This window comes from Methylocystis rosea, assembly GCF_003855495.1.
GTDB classification, from domain to species: domain Bacteria; phylum Pseudomonadota; class Alphaproteobacteria; order Rhizobiales; family Beijerinckiaceae; genus Methylocystis; species Methylocystis rosea_A.
In genome coordinates this window covers 3164657-3184436 of the sequence record NZ_CP034086.1, presented here as the reverse complement: position 1 = coordinate 3184436, position 19780 = coordinate 3164657, and the positions used below count along the sequence as shown (strand labels likewise).

At 64.0% G+C, this 19780-nt stretch carries 10 protein-coding genes; all 10 read right to left on the bottom strand.

Going from position 1 to position 19780, the window contains the following annotated elements:
- Positions 1-35 precede the first annotated feature (35 nt).
- The 10 genes from EHO51_RS15410 to EHO51_RS15360 all read right to left on the bottom strand — a co-directional run bounded on the left by EHO51_RS15410 (position 36) and on the right by EHO51_RS15360 (position 19514).
- A complete protein-coding gene (locus tag EHO51_RS15410) occupies positions 36-1400 on the bottom strand; it encodes a S41 family peptidase (RefSeq protein ID WP_018406603.1) in 1365 nt (454 codons plus the stop codon).
- On the bottom strand, positions 1397-2734 hold the full coding sequence (locus EHO51_RS15405) for a murein hydrolase activator EnvC family protein (protein ID WP_245434622.1): 1338 nt from the start codon (positions 2732-2734) through the stop codon (positions 1397-1399). Before EHO51_RS15405 ends, EHO51_RS15410 begins: the two co-directional genes overlap by 4 nt.
- Positions 2724-6938, bottom strand: coding sequence for a glycogen debranching protein GlgX (gene glgX / locus EHO51_RS15400; protein ID WP_124739622.1), 4215 nt, complete (start codon positions 6936-6938; stop codon positions 2724-2726). Before glgX ends, EHO51_RS15405 begins: the two co-directional genes overlap by 11 nt.
- A 154-nt stretch (positions 6939-7092) precedes the next feature.
- On the bottom strand, positions 7093-8550 hold the full coding sequence (gene glgA, locus EHO51_RS15395) for a glycogen synthase GlgA (protein WP_124739621.1): 1458 nt from the start codon (positions 8548-8550) through the stop codon (positions 7093-7095).
- The gene (gene glgC, locus EHO51_RS15390; RefSeq protein WP_124739620.1) at positions 8547-9809 is read right to left on the bottom strand and encodes a glucose-1-phosphate adenylyltransferase; all 1263 of its coding nucleotides are present in this window, start codon (positions 9807-9809) and stop codon (positions 8547-8549) included. Before glgC ends, glgA begins: the two co-directional genes overlap by 4 nt.
- 165 nt (positions 9810-9974) lie before the next feature.
- A complete protein-coding gene (gene glgB, locus EHO51_RS15380; protein ID WP_124739618.1) occupies positions 9975-12182 on the bottom strand; it encodes a 1,4-alpha-glucan branching protein GlgB in 2208 nt (735 codons plus the stop codon).
- A gap of 113 nt (positions 12183-12295) precedes the next feature.
- The gene (locus EHO51_RS15375; protein WP_432431911.1) at positions 12296-14749 is read right to left on the bottom strand and encodes a glycogen/starch/alpha-glucan phosphorylase; all 2454 of its coding nucleotides are present in this window, start codon (positions 14747-14749) and stop codon (positions 12296-12298) included.
- A gap of 122 nt (positions 14750-14871) precedes the next feature.
- Entirely contained in the window at positions 14872-15723 is an 852-nt protein-coding gene (locus EHO51_RS15370) for an OmpA family protein (RefSeq protein ID WP_124739617.1), read from the bottom strand.
- Positions 15724-15761: 38 nt separating this feature from the next.
- Positions 15762-16880, bottom strand: coding sequence for a DNA polymerase III subunit beta (gene dnaN / locus EHO51_RS15365; RefSeq protein ID WP_124739616.1), 1119 nt, complete (start codon positions 16878-16880; stop codon positions 15762-15764).
- Positions 16881-17030: 150 nt separating this feature from the next.
- The gene (locus EHO51_RS15360; protein WP_124739615.1) at positions 17031-19514 is read right to left on the bottom strand and encodes a TonB-dependent receptor; all 2484 of its coding nucleotides are present in this window, start codon (positions 19512-19514) and stop codon (positions 17031-17033) included.
- Positions 19515-19780 lie beyond the last annotated feature (266 nt).

Below are 19780 nucleotides of genomic sequence, written 5' to 3'. Positions count from 1 at the left end.
TCCCGCCGACCGTCTAAGCCCCACGGCCATCACCGTCAATTGGCGGCCTTTGACGGCGGCTTGGTCGTGTCCTTGGCGACTTCCTTGGACTGTTCGGCGAGGATCTGCGCCCTCGGCTTGCCGTGCAGAAGCTCGACCGCGGCCGTCAGCTGCTTGTCCTTCGCCTCATCCGGCGGGACATAAGCTTGCGAGCCGGTCTTTTCCTCGTCGCCAGTCTTGAGATGGCCCTTCAGCGAGGCTTCGCCCTTGGTGTCGTCCTTGCCTTTGAGCTCGTCCGGCACGTCCTGCAGGATGATCATGTCGGGATCGATGCCCTTGGCCTGGATCGTGCGGCCGGACGGCGTGTAATAGCGCGCCGTCGTCAGCCGCAACGCGCCGCTGGAGCCGCCGAGCGGAATGATCGTCTGCACCGAGCCCTTGCCGAAGGAGCGCGTGCCGATCAGCGTCGCGCGCTTGTGATCCTGCAAAGCGCCGGCGACGATTTCGGACGCCGAGGCCGAACCGCCGTTGATCAGCACGACGACCGGCTTGCCCTTCGACAGATCGCCGGAGCCGCGGGCGTTGTAGCGCTGGGTTTCATCAGCGTTGCGGCCGCGCGTCGAGACGATCTCGCCCTTGTCGATGAAGGAGTTGACGACCTGGATGGACTGATCCAGCAAGCCGCCCGGATTGTTGCGCAGATCGAGGATGTAGCCTTTGAACTTGTCCGCGGGGATGTCCTGCTGCGCCTTGGCCATGGCGGTGCGCAGGCCCTCCGCGGTTTCTTCATTGAACTGCGAAATACGGACATAGGCGATGTCGTCGCCCTGTTTGCGCGAGCGCACGGATTTGATGTGGATCTCGGCGCGGACCAGCTTGACCTCGACCTTGTCCTTGTTCTTGCCGCGGAAGAGCGTCAGCTTGACAGGCGTGTTGATCGCGCCGCGCATTTTGTCGACGGCCTGATTGAGGGTCATGCCCTGCACGGTCTCGTCGTCGATGGCGCCGATGAGATCGCCGGACATGATCCCGGCGCGCGACGCTGGCGTGTCGTCGATCGGCGTGACGACCTTCACGAGCCCGTCTTCCTGCGTGACCTCGATGCCCAAGCCGCCGAACTTGCCCTCGGTCTGCGTCCGCATATCCTTGAAGGCCTTGGCGTCCAGGTAGCTCGAATGCGGATCGAGCGAGGTCAGCATGCCGTTGATGGCGTTTTCGACGAGCTTTTGCTCATCGGGCTTCTCGACATAGTCGGCGCGCACCTTGTCGAACACGTCGCCAAACAGGCTGAGGTTCTTGTAGGTGTCGGCGGAAGCGGCTTGAGCCGGAGCGCCGATGACGGCGCGCGCCTGCTGGCCAAGCGTGGCGCATCCCGCTCCAATTGCGATTCCTGTGGCGATAAGGGCTGTTTTGCGAATCATCCGCCGACCTTCCGACTGTCTGACTTTGCCCACCATGGGCCCGAGTCGATTGACGCTCCGTCCTTGCGGAACTCAACATAAAGAATGGGTTGTTTCGCGCCGATTGCGATGGTCGCCGCGGTTTGCGCGGCTCCGTCTCCCATGCTGGCAACCGGCTCACCTGCGAGAACGAACTGTCCCACGTTCACATTGGTGCGACTCATGCCGGCCAGGACCACATAATAACCGCCGCCGGCGTTAATGATCAAGAGTTGTCCATAACTTCGGTAAGGCCCTGAAAAAGCGATCCATCCGTCGCAGGGAGCGATAACCACCCCATTTTCGCGCGCCGCGATCGACAGGCCCTTCTCCTTGCCGCCAAAACCGTCGGGCGCGCCGAAACGCCGCACCACCGATCCCGCGGCCGGGGCCGGCAGCCGGCCTTTAAGATCAATGAAAGCGACGGCGGGTGCAAGCCGCGCCGGATCCTTGAACGGCGCAGACAGCGCTTTGAGCCGCTCCCGCTCGGAAAGCATCGCTTGAGCTTTTGTACGCTCGTCGTCGGCCTTGCGCGCCGCCTCCGCCGCGCGCCGCGCCGCCGCGCTGTCCGCCTCCATGCGCGAGATCAGGTCTTTGAGGCTCGTGGCGCGCTGCGCCAGCGTGCGCGCGCGCTCCGTCTCCGCCTGCAAGGCGCTTTGCGCAGTGGAAAGCGCCTCCTGACGTTCTCCGATCATCGGGGCGAGCCTTTCGCGCTGAGCGCTGAGACTCGCTTGCTGCTCCGCGAGGCGTTCGCGCTCGCGCCGAACGCCATCGCGCACCTGCTCCAGCTCCGATAGATCGCGCTGCAGCTGGCGCGCTTCGGCGCGCATTTGCGGCAGCAGGGCGCCGAGCGCGAGCGACGCCCGGACGGCCTCGAGAATCTCGTTCGGACGCGCGATCAGCGCCGGCGGCGGCTTACGGCCCATCCGTTGCAGAACGGTAAGGATCTCCATGATCAATCCGCGGCGGCTCTCGAGCGAAGAGACGATCTTGCGCTCATTCTCGGTGAGCGCCGAAAGCCGCTCTTCGATTTCAGCCGCGCGACTTTCCGTCTCCTGCAGCCGCTGCGTCGCTTCGATGAGCGCGCCATTCAGTCGTTCGCGCGCGGCGGCGTGATCGACAAGCTGCTCTTCGAGTCGACGCGCGCGCTCCTGGGCGGCGCCCATCGTGTCTTCGACGCCGCGCAATTCTTGTTGCTTCGACGAGATGTCTTTGGCGTCTGGACCTTGTTGTTCGGCATGCGCGGAAAATGCGACAGAAATCGCAAAGAGCGCCGCAGAGATGAGCCCGCGCTCGGTGGCTTGGTTACCCGCCATGCTCGAAACGCTCATGTCCGTCCGCGGCATCAATTTCGCCCGGAGGCCGATATGCGCCGGGAATCGCGTCCACATTGCGGCAAAGCCCGGCGAGGATCGCGCGGGCGCGGCGCAAATCAAAGAGCGCGTCGAGCGATTCTGGCAGTCTGCGTCGCCAGTTCAAGCGTTCGCGATCGGTGCCGGGCAAGTTGATCGCCTGCGTTTGCCCCGCGAGATCGTCGAGTTGCGCCATGGCGAGCAATGACGGCGTGCGCGCGATGAAGGCATGGAGCGCCCGAGCCAAGGCGTCGTCGAAGTCGTTTGATGCGTGATGCGCGCCGTCGATCAGCGACTGCGCGCGCAATGCGTCGAGAAGCGCGTCCTTTTCCGCGCGGCGCGCAGCGCGGGCGGCTTCGGCCAGGTCTGGCGCGATCAGCCCCAGGGCTTCCTTCTCGGCGATGTCCGCCGCCGCCCACCAGCCTTCAAGCGTCGGCAAGTCATGCGTCGAGACGCAGGCCATGGCTTTCATGGGATAGTGCGTCGGCGACGCGAAGCCCTCTCCCGAACGTTCGAACCATAGAACCCGGTAGCTCAGCACGTCGGCATGGGCGATGCGCTCGCGGAAGCCCCACGGCGCCGTGCCGAGATCTTCGCCGACGACGAGACATTGCCCGCGTTGGCTTTCGAGCGCGAGCTGACCCATCAAGGTTTCGAACGGGTAATTGACGTAAGCGCCGGCCGCAGGCTTTTCGCCGTCCGGAATGACGAAAAGCCGCGCCAGGCCCATGACGTGGTCGATGCGCAGCGCGCCCGCGTGGCGCATATTGGCGCGCAGCAGCTCCGCGAAATCGGCGCCCCCGTTCTTCCCGATTTCGATTGGATTTGGCGGCGGCAAGCCCCAATTCTGGCCCTCCCGACTGAAGGCGTCGGGCGGCGCGCCGATCGAAAAGCCGTCGACGAAACATCCCGCGCGGCTCCAGCTCTCGGCGCCGTCGGGCGCCGCGCCGATGGCGAGGTCGCGGCAGAAGCCGAGCGACAGACCAGCGGCGCGCGCGTCCTGCGCGGATCGCGCAAATTGCGCATCGGCGAGCCATTGCAGAAATTGGTGAAATTGGACCCGCGTCGCATGTTCGCGCGCGAAGGCGCTCAGCGCCGCGGGGCGCGCCTCACGCAGCTCTTTCGGCCACATCCGCCAGCTTTGGCCGTTGCGCGCCTCGCTGATCGCCTGGAAGACGCAGAAGCGCGCGAGCGCCGCCCCGCCCTCGGCGACGAAGCGCGCGAATGAGGCGGCGGGCGCGGCGTCAGGCTGGCGGCGCGACAGATTAAGGAAGACGGCGAAGGCGCGTTCGAGCGCTTCCATCTTCAGCGCATGAACGGCTGGATAGTCGACATCCGCGGCGGCGCTGAGAGCCGTGGTCTTCTCGGCGAAATCAAAGGACGCGCCGAGCGTGCGCTGCAATGCAACGACATCGATATAGAGCGGATCGAGGAAACGCCGGTCGGACGGATAATACGGGCTGACGCGCGTGCGGTCTTGCGCAAACAAGGCGTGCAGCGGATTGATCGCGATGAGCGCCGCGCCGGCCTTGGCGCCAGCGCGCGCGAGTTCGCTAAGCGTCGAGAAGTCGCCGATTCCCTGATCGCCGTCGCGGCGAACGGAATAGAGCTGTGCGGAGAGACCAAATTCGCGGCGCGCATCGTGAGGCAGATAGCAGCGCGGCGGCGCGATAGTGAGCGCACAGTCTTCGCCGCCCTCAATCGACAAATGATGACGACCGGCGGGCATCGGCGGCATTCGCGCCTCGACGCCGTCGCAGCGCCGGCCATCCAATCCGCGCCATGTGACGGGTGCGGCGTTCTCCGCGCGCAGCGCGATGTGCGAACAGCTTCCGCCTTCCTGCGTGACGACGATCCAGCCCGGCGTGCGGCCGTCGCGCGCGGCGAGCCGAAGCGTGAAGGACTTGCCCTCCCTAGCCGGTAAACTTGCGGGAAGGGCCCGCCTGTCGCGAAAGTCCGAAAGCCGCGCGAGACTCTCGCGGGCCTCATCGAGCGTGCAGGACGGAAAGCCGAGCTGCGCCAATAGTGCGCAGACCGTCTCGCGCGGTACATCATGCAGCCCGCCTTCGACGTCGCGCCATTGTCGTTCAACGCCTGTCGCCTCGGCGAGACGCGAGAGGATGTCTTCCGAAGCAGGCGCGGAAGATCGGCGCCGCGCGCGCTTTTCCTCGATCAGAAGCGCCACGGAGCGCGGCCCCATACGGAGGAATTGTTCAACGTCTTCGGTCGCGCCGTCGTTCGCCGAATTAAACGCCCATTTCCAGCCGTGATTGTCACGAGCGGGGGGCGGGCGCACGATGATCTCGCCGGAACCGCGATGCAAAATCACGAGAACCCGATCGCCTTCGGCATAAAGCGCGGCGACAAGCGTCTGCGCATCGCCGTCGCGCCAGTCGTCTTCGCGCATCGTCGCGCCGTCAGGACGCAACCATTCGACGTCGGGGATGAGCGAAGCGTCACGCGGCGCGCCGTCGAGAAAGCGATCATCGTGCAAGGCCGCGTGTCGCTTGCGCAGTGCGATGAGCTTCGACGTCGTCGCGATCAGTTCTTCGTCGGCGTGCGCCCAATCGATCCATGAGAGGGCGTTGTCCTGTGCATAGGCGTTATTGTTGCCGGACTGCGTCTTACCCAACTCCGGGCCCATCGCAAGCATCGGCGTTCCGCGAGAGAAAAGCAGCGTCGCGAGCAGATTGCGCGCATCCCGCGCCCGCGCCGCATGGATCGCGGCGTCTGCGCTCTCGCCTTCGACGCCATTGTTCCAGGAAAGATTGTGGTCGGCGCCGTCACGGTTCTCTTCGCCGTTCGCTTCATTGTGCTTATGCGCGTAGGAAACGAGATCACGCAGAGTGAAGCCGTCATGCGCCGTAATGAAATTGACGCTGCGTGACGGGCGCCTGCGCGCAAACACGTCCTGCGAGCCGGAAAAGCGCGTCGCGAGCTCGGCGACGCCGCAGGAGTCGCCGCGCCAGAAACCGCGCGCGCTGTCGCGATAGCGATCGTTCCATTCGGCGAAAGGCTCGGGAAAATCGCCGAGCCGATAGCCGCCTTGGCCCATGTCCCAGGGTTCGGCGATGAGCTTTAAGTCCCGCAGCACCGGGTCTTGCAGGATGGCCGAAAGCAGTGGCGCGTCGCGATCGAACCCCGAGGATCGACGCGCAAGCGTCGTCGCGAGATCGAAGCGAAAGCCATCGACGCCGCCATAGACCGCCCAGGCGCGCAGCGCATCCATGATGAGCCGCACGACAGGCGCACGGTCGCAGTCGAGAATATTGCCGCAGCCGGAGTCGTTCACATAGCGCGCGCGGTCGTCAGCGAGCCGATAATAGCTGGCGTTGTCCAATCCTCGGAACGAGACTGTCGGGCCGAATTCGTCGCTCTCGCCGGTATGGTTGAACACGACGTCAAGAATGACTTCGAGCCCGGCGTCGTGGAGCCTGGCGACGGCTTCGCGAACTTCACGCCAGCCGCCCGGTGCGAGGCGCGGGTCGGGCGCCATCATGGCGATGGGATTGTAGCCCCAGTAATTGGAAAGGCCGAGTGGCGGCAAATGACGCTCGTCGATCCACGCCGCGCAAGGCAGAAGCTCCAGCGTCGTGACGCCGAGCCGCCTCAAATGCGCAATCGCCGCGTCATGCGCGAGACCGGCGAAGGTCCCGCGCAGATGTTGCGGAATGTCGGGATGCGTCGCGGTGAAACCCTTGACGTGAAGCTCGTAGATGATCGTATCGCGCCAGGGATGCTTTGGCCGCAGCGACTCCGCAGGGACTGGCTTCGTGACAATGGCTTTCGGCACATGCAGGGCGCTGTCGACACGCGCCGTCTCGCCATAGGCGAAGAGCGAAGGATGCAGCGTGAAGGCGCGATCGAGCGCCAGCGCATAAGGATCGACGAGCAGTTTCGCCGGACTGAAGCGATGGCCCGCCTCCGGCGCATCGGGTCCGTGAGCGCGAAAGCCATAGCGCTGGCCTTCTGTGAGGCCCTCGATATGGCCATGAAAAACGTCGCCGCTGCGCGCCGGCAATTTTATGCGGGCGATCTCCTCGTCGGAATCATCGAAGAGACAAAGTTCGATCGCCTCCGCATGAGCGGAAAACACCGCGACATTCGCGCCGCTCGCGTCCGGCGTGAGGCCGAGCGGCTCCGGCGCGCCCTCGGTGACGCCGCTCATGCCCCCTCCCCATCCCTCCCCCGCTGCGCTTCGCTTGGGGGAGAGGGAGGCAGACGCGGCGCATGTCGCACATCGCGCGCTATGCCGATCGCTAGGGTTCCCTCTCCCGCGAAAGCGGGGGAGGGACAGGGAGGGGGCTTTATCGCCGAAACAGTCACCCAACCCTCGTGGCGGCCACGTCCCGAAACAGCCTTGCGTAGCGGCGCGCCGGATTGCGCCAGGAGACATCCGTTCTCATGCCATTGACCTGAATCTTGCGCCACGTCTCGGCGTCCTCGAATAGGCGTTCGGCTTCGCGCAGCGCGATGGCGAGCGCATCGGCGGTCGTCGGCGAAAATTGCAGGCCGGTGGCGACGTCGGCCTGCAGGGCCATCTCATTGGCGTCGACGATCGTATCTTTCAGTCCGCCGACGCGCGAAACGATCGGCACGGCGCCGTAGCGCAGCGCATAGAGCTGCGTCAGTCCGCAAGGCTCGAAGCGCGACGGCACGAGGAAGGCGTCAACGCCAGCCTGGATCATATGCGCAAGCTCTTCGCTATAGCCGATATGAACGCCGACGCGGCCCACATGCGCCGCTTCTGCAGCGACAAATCCTTCTTCAAGCGTCTTGTCGCCAGCGCCAAGCAGCGCGAGTTGCGCGCGGCCGCGCATGAGCTGCGGCAAAACGTCGAGCAGCAGGTCGAGCCCCTTCTGCCAGGACAGCCGGCTGACGACGCCGAGGAGAAAGGCGTCGGGATCGACGCGCAGTCGCAGACGTTTCTGCAAAGCCGCCTTGTTCCTGGCGCGCGACGGCAGGCTCCAATGATCGTAGCGCGTTCCAAGATGCGCATCGGTCGCCGGATTCCACGTCTCTTCATCGACGCCGTTCAATATGCCGCTCACGCGATCCGCGCGTGCGCGCAACAGGCCCTCGAGGCCCATGCCGAATTCCGGCGTCTCGATCTCGCGTGCATAGCTGGGTGACACCGTGGTGATGCGGTCGGCGAGTTGCAGGCCAGCCTTCAAGAAGCCGATCGCGCCGTAATATTCGACGCCGTCGATATCGAACGCGTGCGGCGGCAGTCGCAAAGGCTGCAGCAGTTCTTTGGGGAATTGTCCCTGGAAGGCGATGTTGTGGATGCTGACGATCGTCGCCGGCCGCGGCCGCTCTGCATAATGCATATAGGCCGGCGCGAGCGCCGCCTGCCAGTCATGCGCATGCACAACGTCGGGCGTAAAGCCATCGAGCGCGCCGAGCCCGATCTGCGCGCCGGCCCAGGCGAGCGCGGCGAAGCGGAAGGCGTTGTCGGGATAATCGGCGCCGTCCGGTCCCGTATAGAGTCCGCTTTCGCGCGCATAAAGATGCGGCGCGATGAGCGCATAGATCGCGGCTCCGTTATGGCGCGCCGCGTGGATCCAGGCCGGGCCGCCAAAGAGATCATCGAACTCAAGAACCGTTTCGCCCGCATGTAAGACGCCGAGAACCTCGGGATAGCCCGGAATGAGCGTGCGCAGCTCGATGTTTTCAGCGGCGAGCGCATGCGGCAGCGCGCCGACGACATCGGCGAGTCCGCCGGTCTTGACCAAAGGCGCCATCTCCGAAGCAATGGCGAGCGCGCGCAGCGAACTCATGCGCCGAGCCTGTCGATCATCGGCTGGGTGATGAGACAGACCCCGCCCTCGGTGCGGCGGAAACGCGCGGCGTCTAACGCCGGGTCCTCCCCAACGATAAGGCCCTGCGGGATCTGCACGCCGCGGTCGACGACGACATTGGTGAGTCGCGCCGAGCGGCCGACGTCGACATAGGGCAGGACGACGGCGTTCTCGACGGTCGCGTAGGAATTCACGCGCACGCCGGTAAAGAGCAGCGTTCGCCGCAGCGTCGAGCCGGAAACGATGCAGCCCCCCGAGACGAGCGAGGACAGCGCCTGTCCGCGCCGTCCGACCTGGTCGTGCACGAATTTCGCCGGCGGGGTGATTTCGGCATATGTCCAGATCGGCCAGTTGCGATCGTAAAGATCGAGCTGCGGCGTGAAATCGGTGAGATCGATATTGGCCGCCCAATAGGCGTCCACCGTCCCGACGTCGCGCCAATAGGCGTTGGGCTCGCTCGCCGCGCGCACGCAGGAGCGCTCGAAATGATGCGCGACCGCCTTGCCGTGCGAGACGATATAGGGGATCAAATCCTTGCCGAAGTCATGCGTCGAGAGCGTCTCCGCGGCGTCGCGGCGCAATTGCTCGTAGAGAAACTTCGCCTCGAAAACATAGATGCCCATGCTGACGAGCGCACGGTCCGGACGTCCCGGCATTGCCGGCGGATCGCGCGGCTTTTCGATGAAGGAGATGATGCGGTCGTTTTCGTCGATATGCATGACGCCGAAACCGGACGCCTCGGCGCGCGGCACCTCGAAACAGCCAATCGTCACGTCGGCGCCGGAATCCACATGCTGTTGCAGCATGGGCTCGTAATCCATCTTGTAGACGTGATCGCCGGCGAGCAGCACGATATATTTGGGATCATAGCTCTCGACGATGTCGAGGTTCTGATAGACGGCGTCCGCCGTGCCGAGATACCAATGATCTTCGGACACGCGCTGACTTGCCGGCAGAATGTCGAAGCTCTCGTTGCGTTCGGTGCGAAAGAAGCTCCAGCCGCGCTGCAAATGGCGGATGAGGCTGTGCGCTTTGTACTGCGTCGCAACGCAAATGCGCCTGATGCCGGAGTTCAGCGCATTGGAGAGCGCGAAGTCGATGATGCGCGACTTGCCGCCGAAATAAACCGCGGGCTTGGCGCGCCTGTCGGTCAATTCCATCAGCCGAGCGCCGCGGCCGCCGGCGAGGACATAGGCCATGGCGTGGCGCGCGAGGGGCGGATTTTCAAAGGCGGACATCGCCAGTTCCCAACAAATCGATGACGCGGTGATCGCGCGAATGGGGCGCCTTCGCCCTCATGCTGAGGCGGCGTCTCGAAGCCCTTTCGGGCCTCCTCAGGATGAGGAAACCCCTGCCCCGATCTCTTGAAGCGGACATCTTCATCGCCCTGCTCGATTCGATCTTCATTCTAATTCATCGCTTTCGAATGCGAAGAAGAGAGTCGACAGCGGCGGCAGAAGAATTTCGGCGCTCGCGGGAAAGTCGCGGAACGGTTCGGCGCGCGCATGAATCGCGCCAAGATTGCCAAGTCCCGAGCCGCCATAGATCGCCGCGTCGGAATTGACGAGTTCACGCCAGCGTCCCGCGCGCGGCAAGCCGAGCCGATAGGCGCTGCGCGTCACCGGCGTAAAATTCGTGACGACGACGATCGCGCGGGAACGATCCGCGCCAAAACGCGCGAAGGCGAATACCGAACTCTCCGCGTCGTCCGCGACGATCCACTGAAAGCCTTCGGCCTCGCAGTCGCGCGCGTAGAGCGCTTCGTTTTCGCGATAGACGCGGTTGAGATCGCGAATGAACGCCTGAAGTCCGCGATGCGGGGGAAAATCGAGCAACCACCAGTCGAGGCTGTTCGCGAAATTCCACTCGCCCGTCTGACCAAACTCCTGACCCATGAACAGGAGCTTCTTGCCGGGATGGCCCCACATGAATCCGTAATAGGCGCGCGCTGTCGCGAAGCGGCGCCATTCGTCGCCGGGAATCTTGCCGACGATCGCGCCCTTGCCGTGCACGACCTCGTCGTGGGAGATCGGCAGCACGAAGTTTTCGGTAAAGGCGTAGAGCAGGCCGAAGGTCAGCTCGCTATGGCGCCATTTGCGATGGACGGGTTCGGATGAAAGATAGCGCAGCGTATCGTTCATCCACCCCATGTTCCATTTGAAGCCGAAGCCGAGTCCGCCTGCATATGTCGGCCGCGTCACGCCGGCCCAGGCGGTCGATTCCTCAGCGATCGTCACGACGCCCGGATAAAGCGCGTAGACGAGCGAATTGAACTTTTGAAGAAAGGCGACGGCGTCGCGATTGTCATTGGAGCCGTCGGGATTTGGCGACCATTCGCCCGGCTTTCGCGAATAGTCGAGATAGAGCATGGAGGCGACGGCGTCGACGCGCAGCCCGTCGATGTGGAAGCGGTCGAGCCAATAGAGCGCGCTGGCGATGAGAAAATTCGCCACCTCGCGACGCCCGTAATCATAGATCGCGGTGTTCCAGTCGGGATGAAAACCGCGCTTGGGATCGGAATGCTCATAGAGCGGCCCGCCGTCGAATTGCGCGAGGCCATGTTCATCGGTCGGAAAATGCGCCGGAACCCAGTCGAGAATGACGCCGAGGCCGGCCTGATGCGCGCGATCGACGAAGCGGCGAAAGCCATAGGAGTCGCCGTGCCGCCGCGTCGGCGCAAAGAGCCCTATCGGCTGATAGCCCCAGGAGGCGTCGAGCGGATGCTCGTTGATCGGCATCAACTCGATGTGCGTGAAGCCGAGATCGGCGACATAGGTCACGAGCTGATCGGCGAGTTCGTCATAGGTGAGAAAGCGCCCATCCTCGCCGCGCCGCCACGACGGCAGATGCACTTCATAGACCGACATGGGCGAACGTCGCGGGTCAACTTCGGCGCGCGCGCGCATGTGACTCTCATCGCCCCAGTGATAGGGCGCGTTCGAGGCGACGACGGAAGCGGTCGAAGGCCGCAGCTCCGCCTCGAAGCCGAGCGGATCGGCTTTGAGCGGCAAGAGCTCGCCATGCCGCCCGATGATTTCGTATTTGTAATTCGCGCCCGCCCCAACGCCGGGAACGAAGATCTCCCAGACGCCGCTGTCGATCCGCTTGCGCATCTGCGCGCGGCGCCCGTCCCACTGGTTGAAGTCGCCGACGACGGAGACGCGCTTGGCGTTCGGCGCCCAGACGGCGAAATGCGTTCCCTCGACGCTCTCATGCGTCAGCACATGCGCGCCGAGCTTGTCATAGAGCTTCTGATGGGCGCCCTCGACGAGAAGATGGTCGTCTGTGGGACCGAGCACCGGGGAAAAGGCGTAAGGGTCGGCGAATTCCCCTCGCGCCGCGTCGTTCGAGGCGACAAGGCGATACGGCGCACGCGCCTTCAGCGGCGTCACCCCTTCGAAGAAGCCATCGGCGTGAACGCGACCCAGCGGCGCGATCATGGCGCCGTCGGGCGCAATCGCCTCCACTCGCGTCGCGCCTGGGACGAACGCGCGGATCACGTAACCCGCGGGCGTTTCATGCAGGCCGAGCACGGCGAACGGGTCGCCATGGCGCGCGCCGATGATGGCGTCGATGTCATTTGCGGAAGCGCGCCAGTCGGCTTTTGTCACTCTATCGTCCTTGAAGCCGCATCGTCATTGCGAGGAGCGAAGCGACGAAGCAAACTAGATATGATCGAACGACGCTGGATTGCTTCGCTTCGCTCGCAATGACGCAGTCTTACTCACACCGCGACATTCCAGATCTCTTGCGCATATTCGCGGATCGTGCGGTCGGAGGAAAACCATGCAACACGCGCCGTATTGAGAATGCTCGACCGCCGCCACGCCTTCTGGTCTCGCCAGCGGGCGTCGACGCGGCGCTGCGCCTCCCAATAGGAGTCGAAGTCCTTCGCGACCAAAAAGTGATCGTAATAGGTGAGCGTATCGACGAGTTGCGCATAGCGGTGCGGATCGTCGGGCGAAAAGACGCCGGCGGCGATCGCCCGCAGCGCCTCGGCGAGACGGGGACTCGCCGCGATCGTCTCGCGCGCGTCGATGCCCTTCGCGCGGCATTCCTCCACTTCCTGCGCCGTGAGGCCGAAGATGAAAATATTGTCGTCGCCGACACGCTCCCTGATTTCGACATTGGCGCCGTCCAGCGTGCCAATGGTGAGCGCGCCGTTGAGCGCGAATTTCATATTGCCGGTGCCGGACGCCTCCATGCCGGCGGTCGAAATCTGCTCGGAAAGATCGGCCGCCGGGATGATCATCTCGGCGAGGCTCACATTGTAATTCGGCAGGAACACGATCTTCAAAAGGCCGCGCGTCGCCGGATCGGCGTTCACGACCTTCGCCACATCGTTCGCGAGCTTGATGATGAGCTTCGCCTGATGATAGCTCGCCGCCGCCTTGCCGGCGAAGATCTTCACCCGCGGCGCGAATTCGCGCGCCGGCTGCGCGATGATGTCCTGATAGAGCGCGACGGCTTCAAGCACGTTCAAAAGCTGGCGCTTATATTCATGGATTCGTTTGATCTGCGCGTCGAAGAGCGCGGCAGGATCGACGCTGACGCCGACGCGCTCGAAGACCGTGGCCGCAAGGCGCGACTTGTTCTCGCGCTTGGCCGCCGCGAATCGGTTCTGGAACTCGACGTCGTCGGCGAATTTCTCGAGTTCGATCAGTCTTTCCGGCTCATCGAAGACGCCAGCGCCAATCGTGTCGGCGAGCAATCGCGACAGCGGCGGATTGGCCTCGAGCAGCCAGCGGCGGAAGGTGACGCCATTGGTCTTGTTGACGATGCGGTCGGGGTAGAGCCGATGGAAATCCTTGAACACCGTCTCCTTGACCAGCGCGCTATGCAACGCCGAGACGCCATTCACCTTGTGCGAACCCAGAAACGCCAGATGGCCCATACGCACATGCCGGCCGTTATGCTCATCGATGAGCGACACCGAGGAGAGCGTCGCCGGGTCGCTCGCGCCCTTGGCGCGCAGGCAGTCGAGGTGCATGGCGTTGATGAGATAGATGATCTGCATGTGGCGCGGCAGCAGCCGCTCCATCAGCTGCACCGGCCAGGTTTCGAGCGCTTCCGGCAAGAGCGTGTGATTGGTGTAGGAGAAGGTCGCCTGGGTGATGCGCCAGGCCTCCTTCCATTCAACGCCGTGGACGTCGACGAGAAGCCGCATCAGTTCCGCGACGCCGATCGCCGGATGCGTGTCGTTGAGCTGGATCGCCACCTTGTCGGCGAGCCTGTGGATGTCGCCGGTCTGCCTCAGGTGACGGCGGATCAAATCCTGCAGCGAGGCGGAGGCGAAGAAATATTCCTGCCGCAGCCGCAGCTCCTGTCCCGCGGGCGTCGAGTCGCTTGGATAAAGAACTTTGGAAATCGCCTCGGCGCGCGCCTGCTCCGATTGCGCGCCCACGTGATCGCCCTGATTGAAGGCGTCGAGGCGCAGCGCGTCAGGCGCTCTCGCCGACCACAGCCGCAGCGTGTTGACGTGTTTGCCGCGCCACCCGACGACGGGCGTGTCATAGGCGACGGCGACGATGGTTTCGCCCGGCCGCCACACATGCGCCAGCATGCCGTCGGCGAGGCGCGAACTTTCGACATGGCCGAAGAAGCCGACGTCATAGGTGATTTCCGGCCGCGGAAATTGCCAGGAATTGCCGAAGGAGAGCCAGTCTTCGGGATATTCATGCTGCCAGCCGTCCTTGAGCGTCTGGCGAAACAGGCCGTGGTCGTAACGAATGCCATATCCCATGGCGGCGATTTCGAGCGTCGCCATGCTGTCCATGAAACAGGCGGCGAGGCGCCCGAGCCCGCCATTGCCGAGCGCCGCATCGGGCTCCAGGGCGCGCAGCATATCGAGGTCGACGCCAAGTTCGGCGAGCGCGTCGCGCATCGCCTCGGTCAGGCCGAGATTGGTCAGCGTGTCGATGAGCAGTCGGCCAATCAGAAATTCGAGCGAGAGATAATAAACGCGCCGCCGGTCTTCCTGATAATTGCGCTTCGTCGACGCGAGCCAAGAAGGAACGAGCCGATCGCGGGTCGCAAGCGCGGTCGCGACGAACCAGTCGCGCGGACTGGCGTCGGCGTTGTCCTTGCCGACCGTGTAAGTGAGACGCCGCTGCACGTCGTCGCGCAGCGCGGCGACGACGGCCTTATGGGCGGCCTTGGGCGGGTCAAAAGCGTTCAAGGCGATCCTTTCGCGGCGGACGGGGCTCCCCAGACAGTCTTAGAGGCCGCTGTTTTAAGTAGAATTGGAATTTGGCGCTACCGGGCCGCGCCGGCGCCTGAAGTTGAGGCGCCGAGCGCTGCTCATCGAACCTCAAAGGTGAGGGCGCGGTTTTCCGCCTGATCCGGTTCGCCGGGGGATGCGACGAGGCGGCGCCCGCCGACGCCCTGACCCTCGATATAGCCCGTCGCGGCCTCCGCGCGCCTCTGCGCCAGCGCGTCATTGGGCGCTCTGGCGCCCGAACCGCGAACATGGCCCCTGATCGCGATCGTCGCGTTTTCCGGGCACCGGCGAATGATCGCCGCCGCCTTGTCGAGCGCGCGCGTTGCTGACGGCGTGAGTTGCGCGCTGCCTTTGCGAAAGACCAGTACGCCGGGCGTCGAAGAGGCTTTAAGGGCCGTCTGGCAGTCGACGAGCGTCATGCCGCCTGATACGGCCGTGGCTGACGCGCTCGGCCCTTGCGCGTGGACGGGCGATATGGTCGCGCCGGCGGTTGGCGTTTCGTCGGCAGGCGGCGACGTCGCGGGCGGCTTGTCGGCGCCCGCGCTTTTTGTCGGCGCGGCCAGGCGGCGACCCTCTTCGCCGTCGGACTGGCCGATCACGACCGCTCCGACCCAGAGGAGCGAGGCGGCGACCAGCCCTACGGCCCAGCCCTCATGCGCCCAGATCGAACGATGCCTGGCCAAGGCGCCGAGGGCGGCGCCGATAATCAATGCCGCATAGGCCGCGAGCCCGCCCTCGACCAAAGGCGCGGCGGCGTCGAGCGCGCCGAGGCGGACGAGAAGGAGGCCGACGCCGAAAGCGAGCGCGGTCCACACCAGCCAGCGGGCGACGATGCCGTTTTCAGGCGCGCGCCGGGTCAACGCCCCGGCGGCGGCGCCGATGGCGAAACAGGCGAGAAGCCACGGCCAGAGGCGAGGGAATTCAACAAGCACGCGCCGACCCTAACGAGCTAATGGCGTCGCACCAAGACTTAAACGCGCATCGGCATCAAGACGTAGAGCGCAGTGGCCCCGTCGCGGTCCTGCACCAGCGTCGGCGAGCCGGGGTCGGCGAGCTTGAAGAGCGCCGTGTCGCTGTCGAGCTGCTGGGTGATGTCCAAGAGATAGCGGGCGTTGAAGCCGATATCGAGCGGCGGCCCGTCATAGTCGGCTTCGAGCTCCTCGACCGCCGAGCCCTGGTCCGGATTGGTGACGGACAGCACGAGTTTGCTCTCGGAGAGCGAAAGTTTGACGGCGCGGCCGCGCTCGGAGGAGATCGTCGAGACGCGATCGACCGCCTTGGCGAAGACGTCGCGCTCGACGGTGAGCCGCTTGTCATTGCCGGCGGGAATGACGCGCCCGTAATCGGGGAACGTGCCGTCGATCAGTTTGGTCGTTAGCAGCGCGTCGCCGAAGGTGAAGCGCATCTTGTTGATCGAAAGCTCGACTGAAACCTCTCCCTGTGCGTCCTCGATCAGACGCATCACTTCGGTGACGGCCTTGCGAGGCAGGATGATTCCCGGCATGCCGGCGCTGCCTTCGGGCGCGGGAAGCTCCAGCCGCGCCAGACGATGGCCGTCGGTCGCGACGGCCCGGAGCATCGGCCGGCCCTCGACGTCAAGCGTGTGAAGATAGATGCCGTTGAGGTAGTAGCGCGTCTCTTCGGAAGAGATGGCGAATTGCGTTTTTTCGATCAGCCGCTTGAGATCCGCCGGCGCGAGCGCGAACTTATGGCTGAAGTCGCCGGAGGTGACGTCGGGAAAGTCGCTCTCGGGAAGACTCGAGAGGTTGAACCGCGAACGTCCCGAACGCAGCGTCAGCTGCCCGGCGTCCCCCGTCGCTTCCAAAGAGACCTGCGCGCCCTCCGGCAGTTTGCGCACGATGTCGTAGAGCATATGCGCCGGCAGCGTCGTCGCGCCGGGTTGGGAGACCTCCGCCGCGGTCTTCTCGGTAATCTCAAGATCGAGATCAGTGGCCTTGAGCGTCAGCGCGCCGTCCTTGGCGGACAGCAGCACATTCGCCAGGATCGGAATGGTCGTGCGTCGCTCCACCACGCGGTGAACATGGCCGAGCGCCCGCAACAGCGCCGCTCTCTCGATGGTGACCTTCATCGCCGGAAAATCCGCATATTATTGCGGCGCGGCAGGCCGCCGCGCCGGGGGCGAAGACTTTGGCGCGGCGGGACGCGAAGCGCAAGGGCGGGTGACGCGCCGCCGGGGGTTCGTCCACGAATTTCGGCCGGGCGCTGCGCTAAGGCGTCATCACAAAGCATTCAAACCCGGCAGGGAGCGCATGAAACCGCCTGGAGTTTTTTCGGCGAAGTCGTATCGCAAGCTCAGATAATAGGTGCGTTGGGGATAGGGGTGGAAGGCATAGGCCTTATAGCGGCCGATATTGTCGACGCCCGCCGCGAGCGTCCACTCGGGCGTAAGCCGGTAGCTCGCCTTGGCGTCGAAAAACAGGAACGAACTGGAGCCGCCGGCAAGCACGTCATGGTTGAAGTCAGAATTGTCGAGGTTGTTGAAGGCGGCGGTTTGGTATCGCACGCCGGCCGACAGGATGAGATTGGGCTCCCACGGCGGCGTATAGACAGCAAGACCGCGCAGGCGGATGCGCGGAATGCGCAGGAACTGCATGCCCTGCGTATTGGGCTGGCGCCAATTGGATAGGGTTTTCGCGTCCGTGAAGGTCACGCTGCCATTGATGTCGAGGCGTTCCGTCAAGAAGTCCTTCATGTCGATCGCGCCCTCGACGCCGCGGAAACGCACCTTGTCGACATTGACATTGGCGCTGGTTCGAAGAGCCGGATCGATGAGGTTGGCGATGGAGTTCCAGCGGTCGTCCATGAACAGGGTGACGCGCGGCCGCGCCCAGCCGATCGACCCCCACAGGTTCTCAAGCGTATATTCTCCGCTCAGCTCATAGACCGTCGAAATCTCCGGCTGAAGATCGGGATTGGCGATGGTGATGGCGTTCGGGGTCACGAGGTTTTGGAACAATTCATTGACCGTCGGATAGCGATAGGCGCGTCCGATCGCGCCGCGCATCACAAAATCCCGCGACACATTCCATACGAGTCCGCCGCTCGGCGAGAAGGACTGCTTGTAACGATTGGTGAAGAAGGTCGGCGCCGCTCGAACGCCAAAGGTGTTGAAGCCTGTCAGCGTCTGGTTCATGCCGTTAAAGGCTTCCCAAAAGTCGCCGCGCCCTCCGGCGCTGATCAGCCAGTCGGGATGAAAGCGCCATGCGTCCTGGACATAGACGCCCTTAGTTGACGTCTTGCCGGTGTTAACCGCCTGAATCGATGTGAAGAACGTGTCGGTGAAGACTGGCGTATTGGTCTGCGTCGAGGCCAGCGAATAGACATCCCAATGGCCGCCCATCGACACTTCATGCTTGCCGAAAAGATCCCATTCGGGACGCCACGTGCCGCGCGCGTCAAGCGTGCGCCAATATGTGCCGGTTTGCACGACATTCACGCCGCCCGGCTGCACGCCATAGCGAACGGCGGCGTGGCGATAGTCCCGGAGGAAATTATAGGACGTGCCGGTGATGTCGAAATCGAAAACGCCGCCATCCTTCTTTACCAACGACGCCGCCTGCATCAGATGGCTGGCGTTGGCGTGCGCCGGATTTGTGGCCGGCAGATTGAAACGCCAAGGGCCGAACTGCACGGCGTTGCTTGGCGAATTATAGAATTCGGCGCCATTGTCGGCGCGACGCAGGAAGGGAGTCACAACCGCGTCGGAGACGAAAGACCACAAGCCCGCCTGATATTTGGCGTGCACATTGGGTAGGAACTCGTAATCGAGTTTGACCTTGCCAAGATGTTGCTGCGAATGGTCGCGACCGGTCAGCGCGGCAATGAGGCGCGGGCGCCCTTGCGGGTCAACGTCGAACCATCCCTTGGCGATGACGGGCGTTCCGCCGCTCCCTACCGTCGGATTGGCGACGGTAAAATCAGCGGACTGACCGCGCGCGTCGAGCCAGTCGTAACCGACCCAATATCTCAAATTGTTAATCTTATCGCCGATCAACAAATTCATATGGCCTGAGAGGTTGTTCTCCTTGGCGCCGAAGATGCCGAAGTTCTGAAACGCGCCGTCGCCCTGATAATGGACCTCGAATTTCTCCGGCATCCGCGTCGTGATGGTCATAACGCCGCTGATTGAATTGCCCGGGTAGGCCGCCGAAAACGGCCCATACATGATGTCCACACGTTCGATTTCCGCAGGCGAAACCATCCCCCAGCGCGGCGGAAAGCTGGGGCTGTTGCCGAGATAATTCGACAGCAGGACGTTGTCGGCGAACACCATGGTCTGCGCGCCCGCGAGCGTGCTGTTCGTGCGCAGGGACAGTATGCCGTTGCGGTCGCCAATGAAGCGCTCGCGCACGGTGACGCTCGGCATATATTTCACCACGCCCATGGTCGTCAGCGAATTGACCGATTTATCGATTTGCGCGCGCGAGAGGGTCGCGATCTCAGCGCCAGGCGCCGGCTGCATGGCGCTCGGAACGCGCGGCGCGTCGCGCAGGGCAAGCAGCGTCGAGGACGGTTGTTGCGCGGGCGCGGGCGCGAGCGCGCGGCCTGGACCGGGTGGGCCCGGCCGCGCAGCGCTTGCCTGCCGCCGCGCGCCGCCGACCTCGATCGTCGGCAGCGCCTGTTGGGCGAGCGCGACAGACGCCGAGACGCCGCTGAGGCAGACGATACTGAAAATAGCTGGCGTGCGGCGCATGTGGCGCATCGGCGATCCCCCCAGAGCTTGGCTCTGGGCGCGCGCCGCAGAGTATGCACTCTTTAGTAAATTAGCTTAACGTTAGCAGGAGAGGCGCCTGCGTCTAGCGCGGCGTAAGATGATTGCTTCAATTTTACTTACCTGTGTCGGTTTGGCCACAGCCTAACTGCGCTCAAATGCTGGATGGCATAAGGACGCCGCCCCTTAACCGGCCCTTAAACGGCCTTCGTTACGCTTCATCAGGCACTTCGGCCCCGTGCGGCGGCGACAGGCGA

Coding starts and splice junctions, on each gene's coding strand:
- glgC (WP_124739620.1), bottom strand. CDS start 9,809: ATGTCCGCCTTTGAAAATCCGCCCCTCGCGCGCCACGCCATGGCCTAT.
- EHO51_RS15360 (WP_124739615.1), bottom strand. CDS start 19,514: ATGCGCCACATGCGCCGCACGCCAGCTATTTTCAGTATCGTCTGCCTC.
- dnaN (WP_124739616.1), bottom strand. CDS start 16,880: ATGAAGGTCACCATCGAGAGAGCGGCGCTGTTGCGGGCGCTCGGCCAT.
- EHO51_RS15405 (WP_245434622.1), bottom strand. CDS start 2,734: ATGGCGGGTAACCAAGCCACCGAGCGCGGGCTCATCTCTGCGGCGCTC.
- glgA (WP_124739621.1), bottom strand. CDS start 8,550: ATGAGTTCGCTGCGCGCGCTCGCCATTGCTTCGGAGATGGCGCCTTTG.
- glgX (WP_124739622.1), bottom strand. CDS start 6,938: ATGAGCGGCGTCACCGAGGGCGCGCCGGAGCCGCTCGGCCTCACGCCG.
- EHO51_RS15410 (WP_018406603.1), bottom strand. CDS start 1,400: ATGATTCGCAAAACAGCCCTTATCGCCACAGGAATCGCAATTGGAGCG.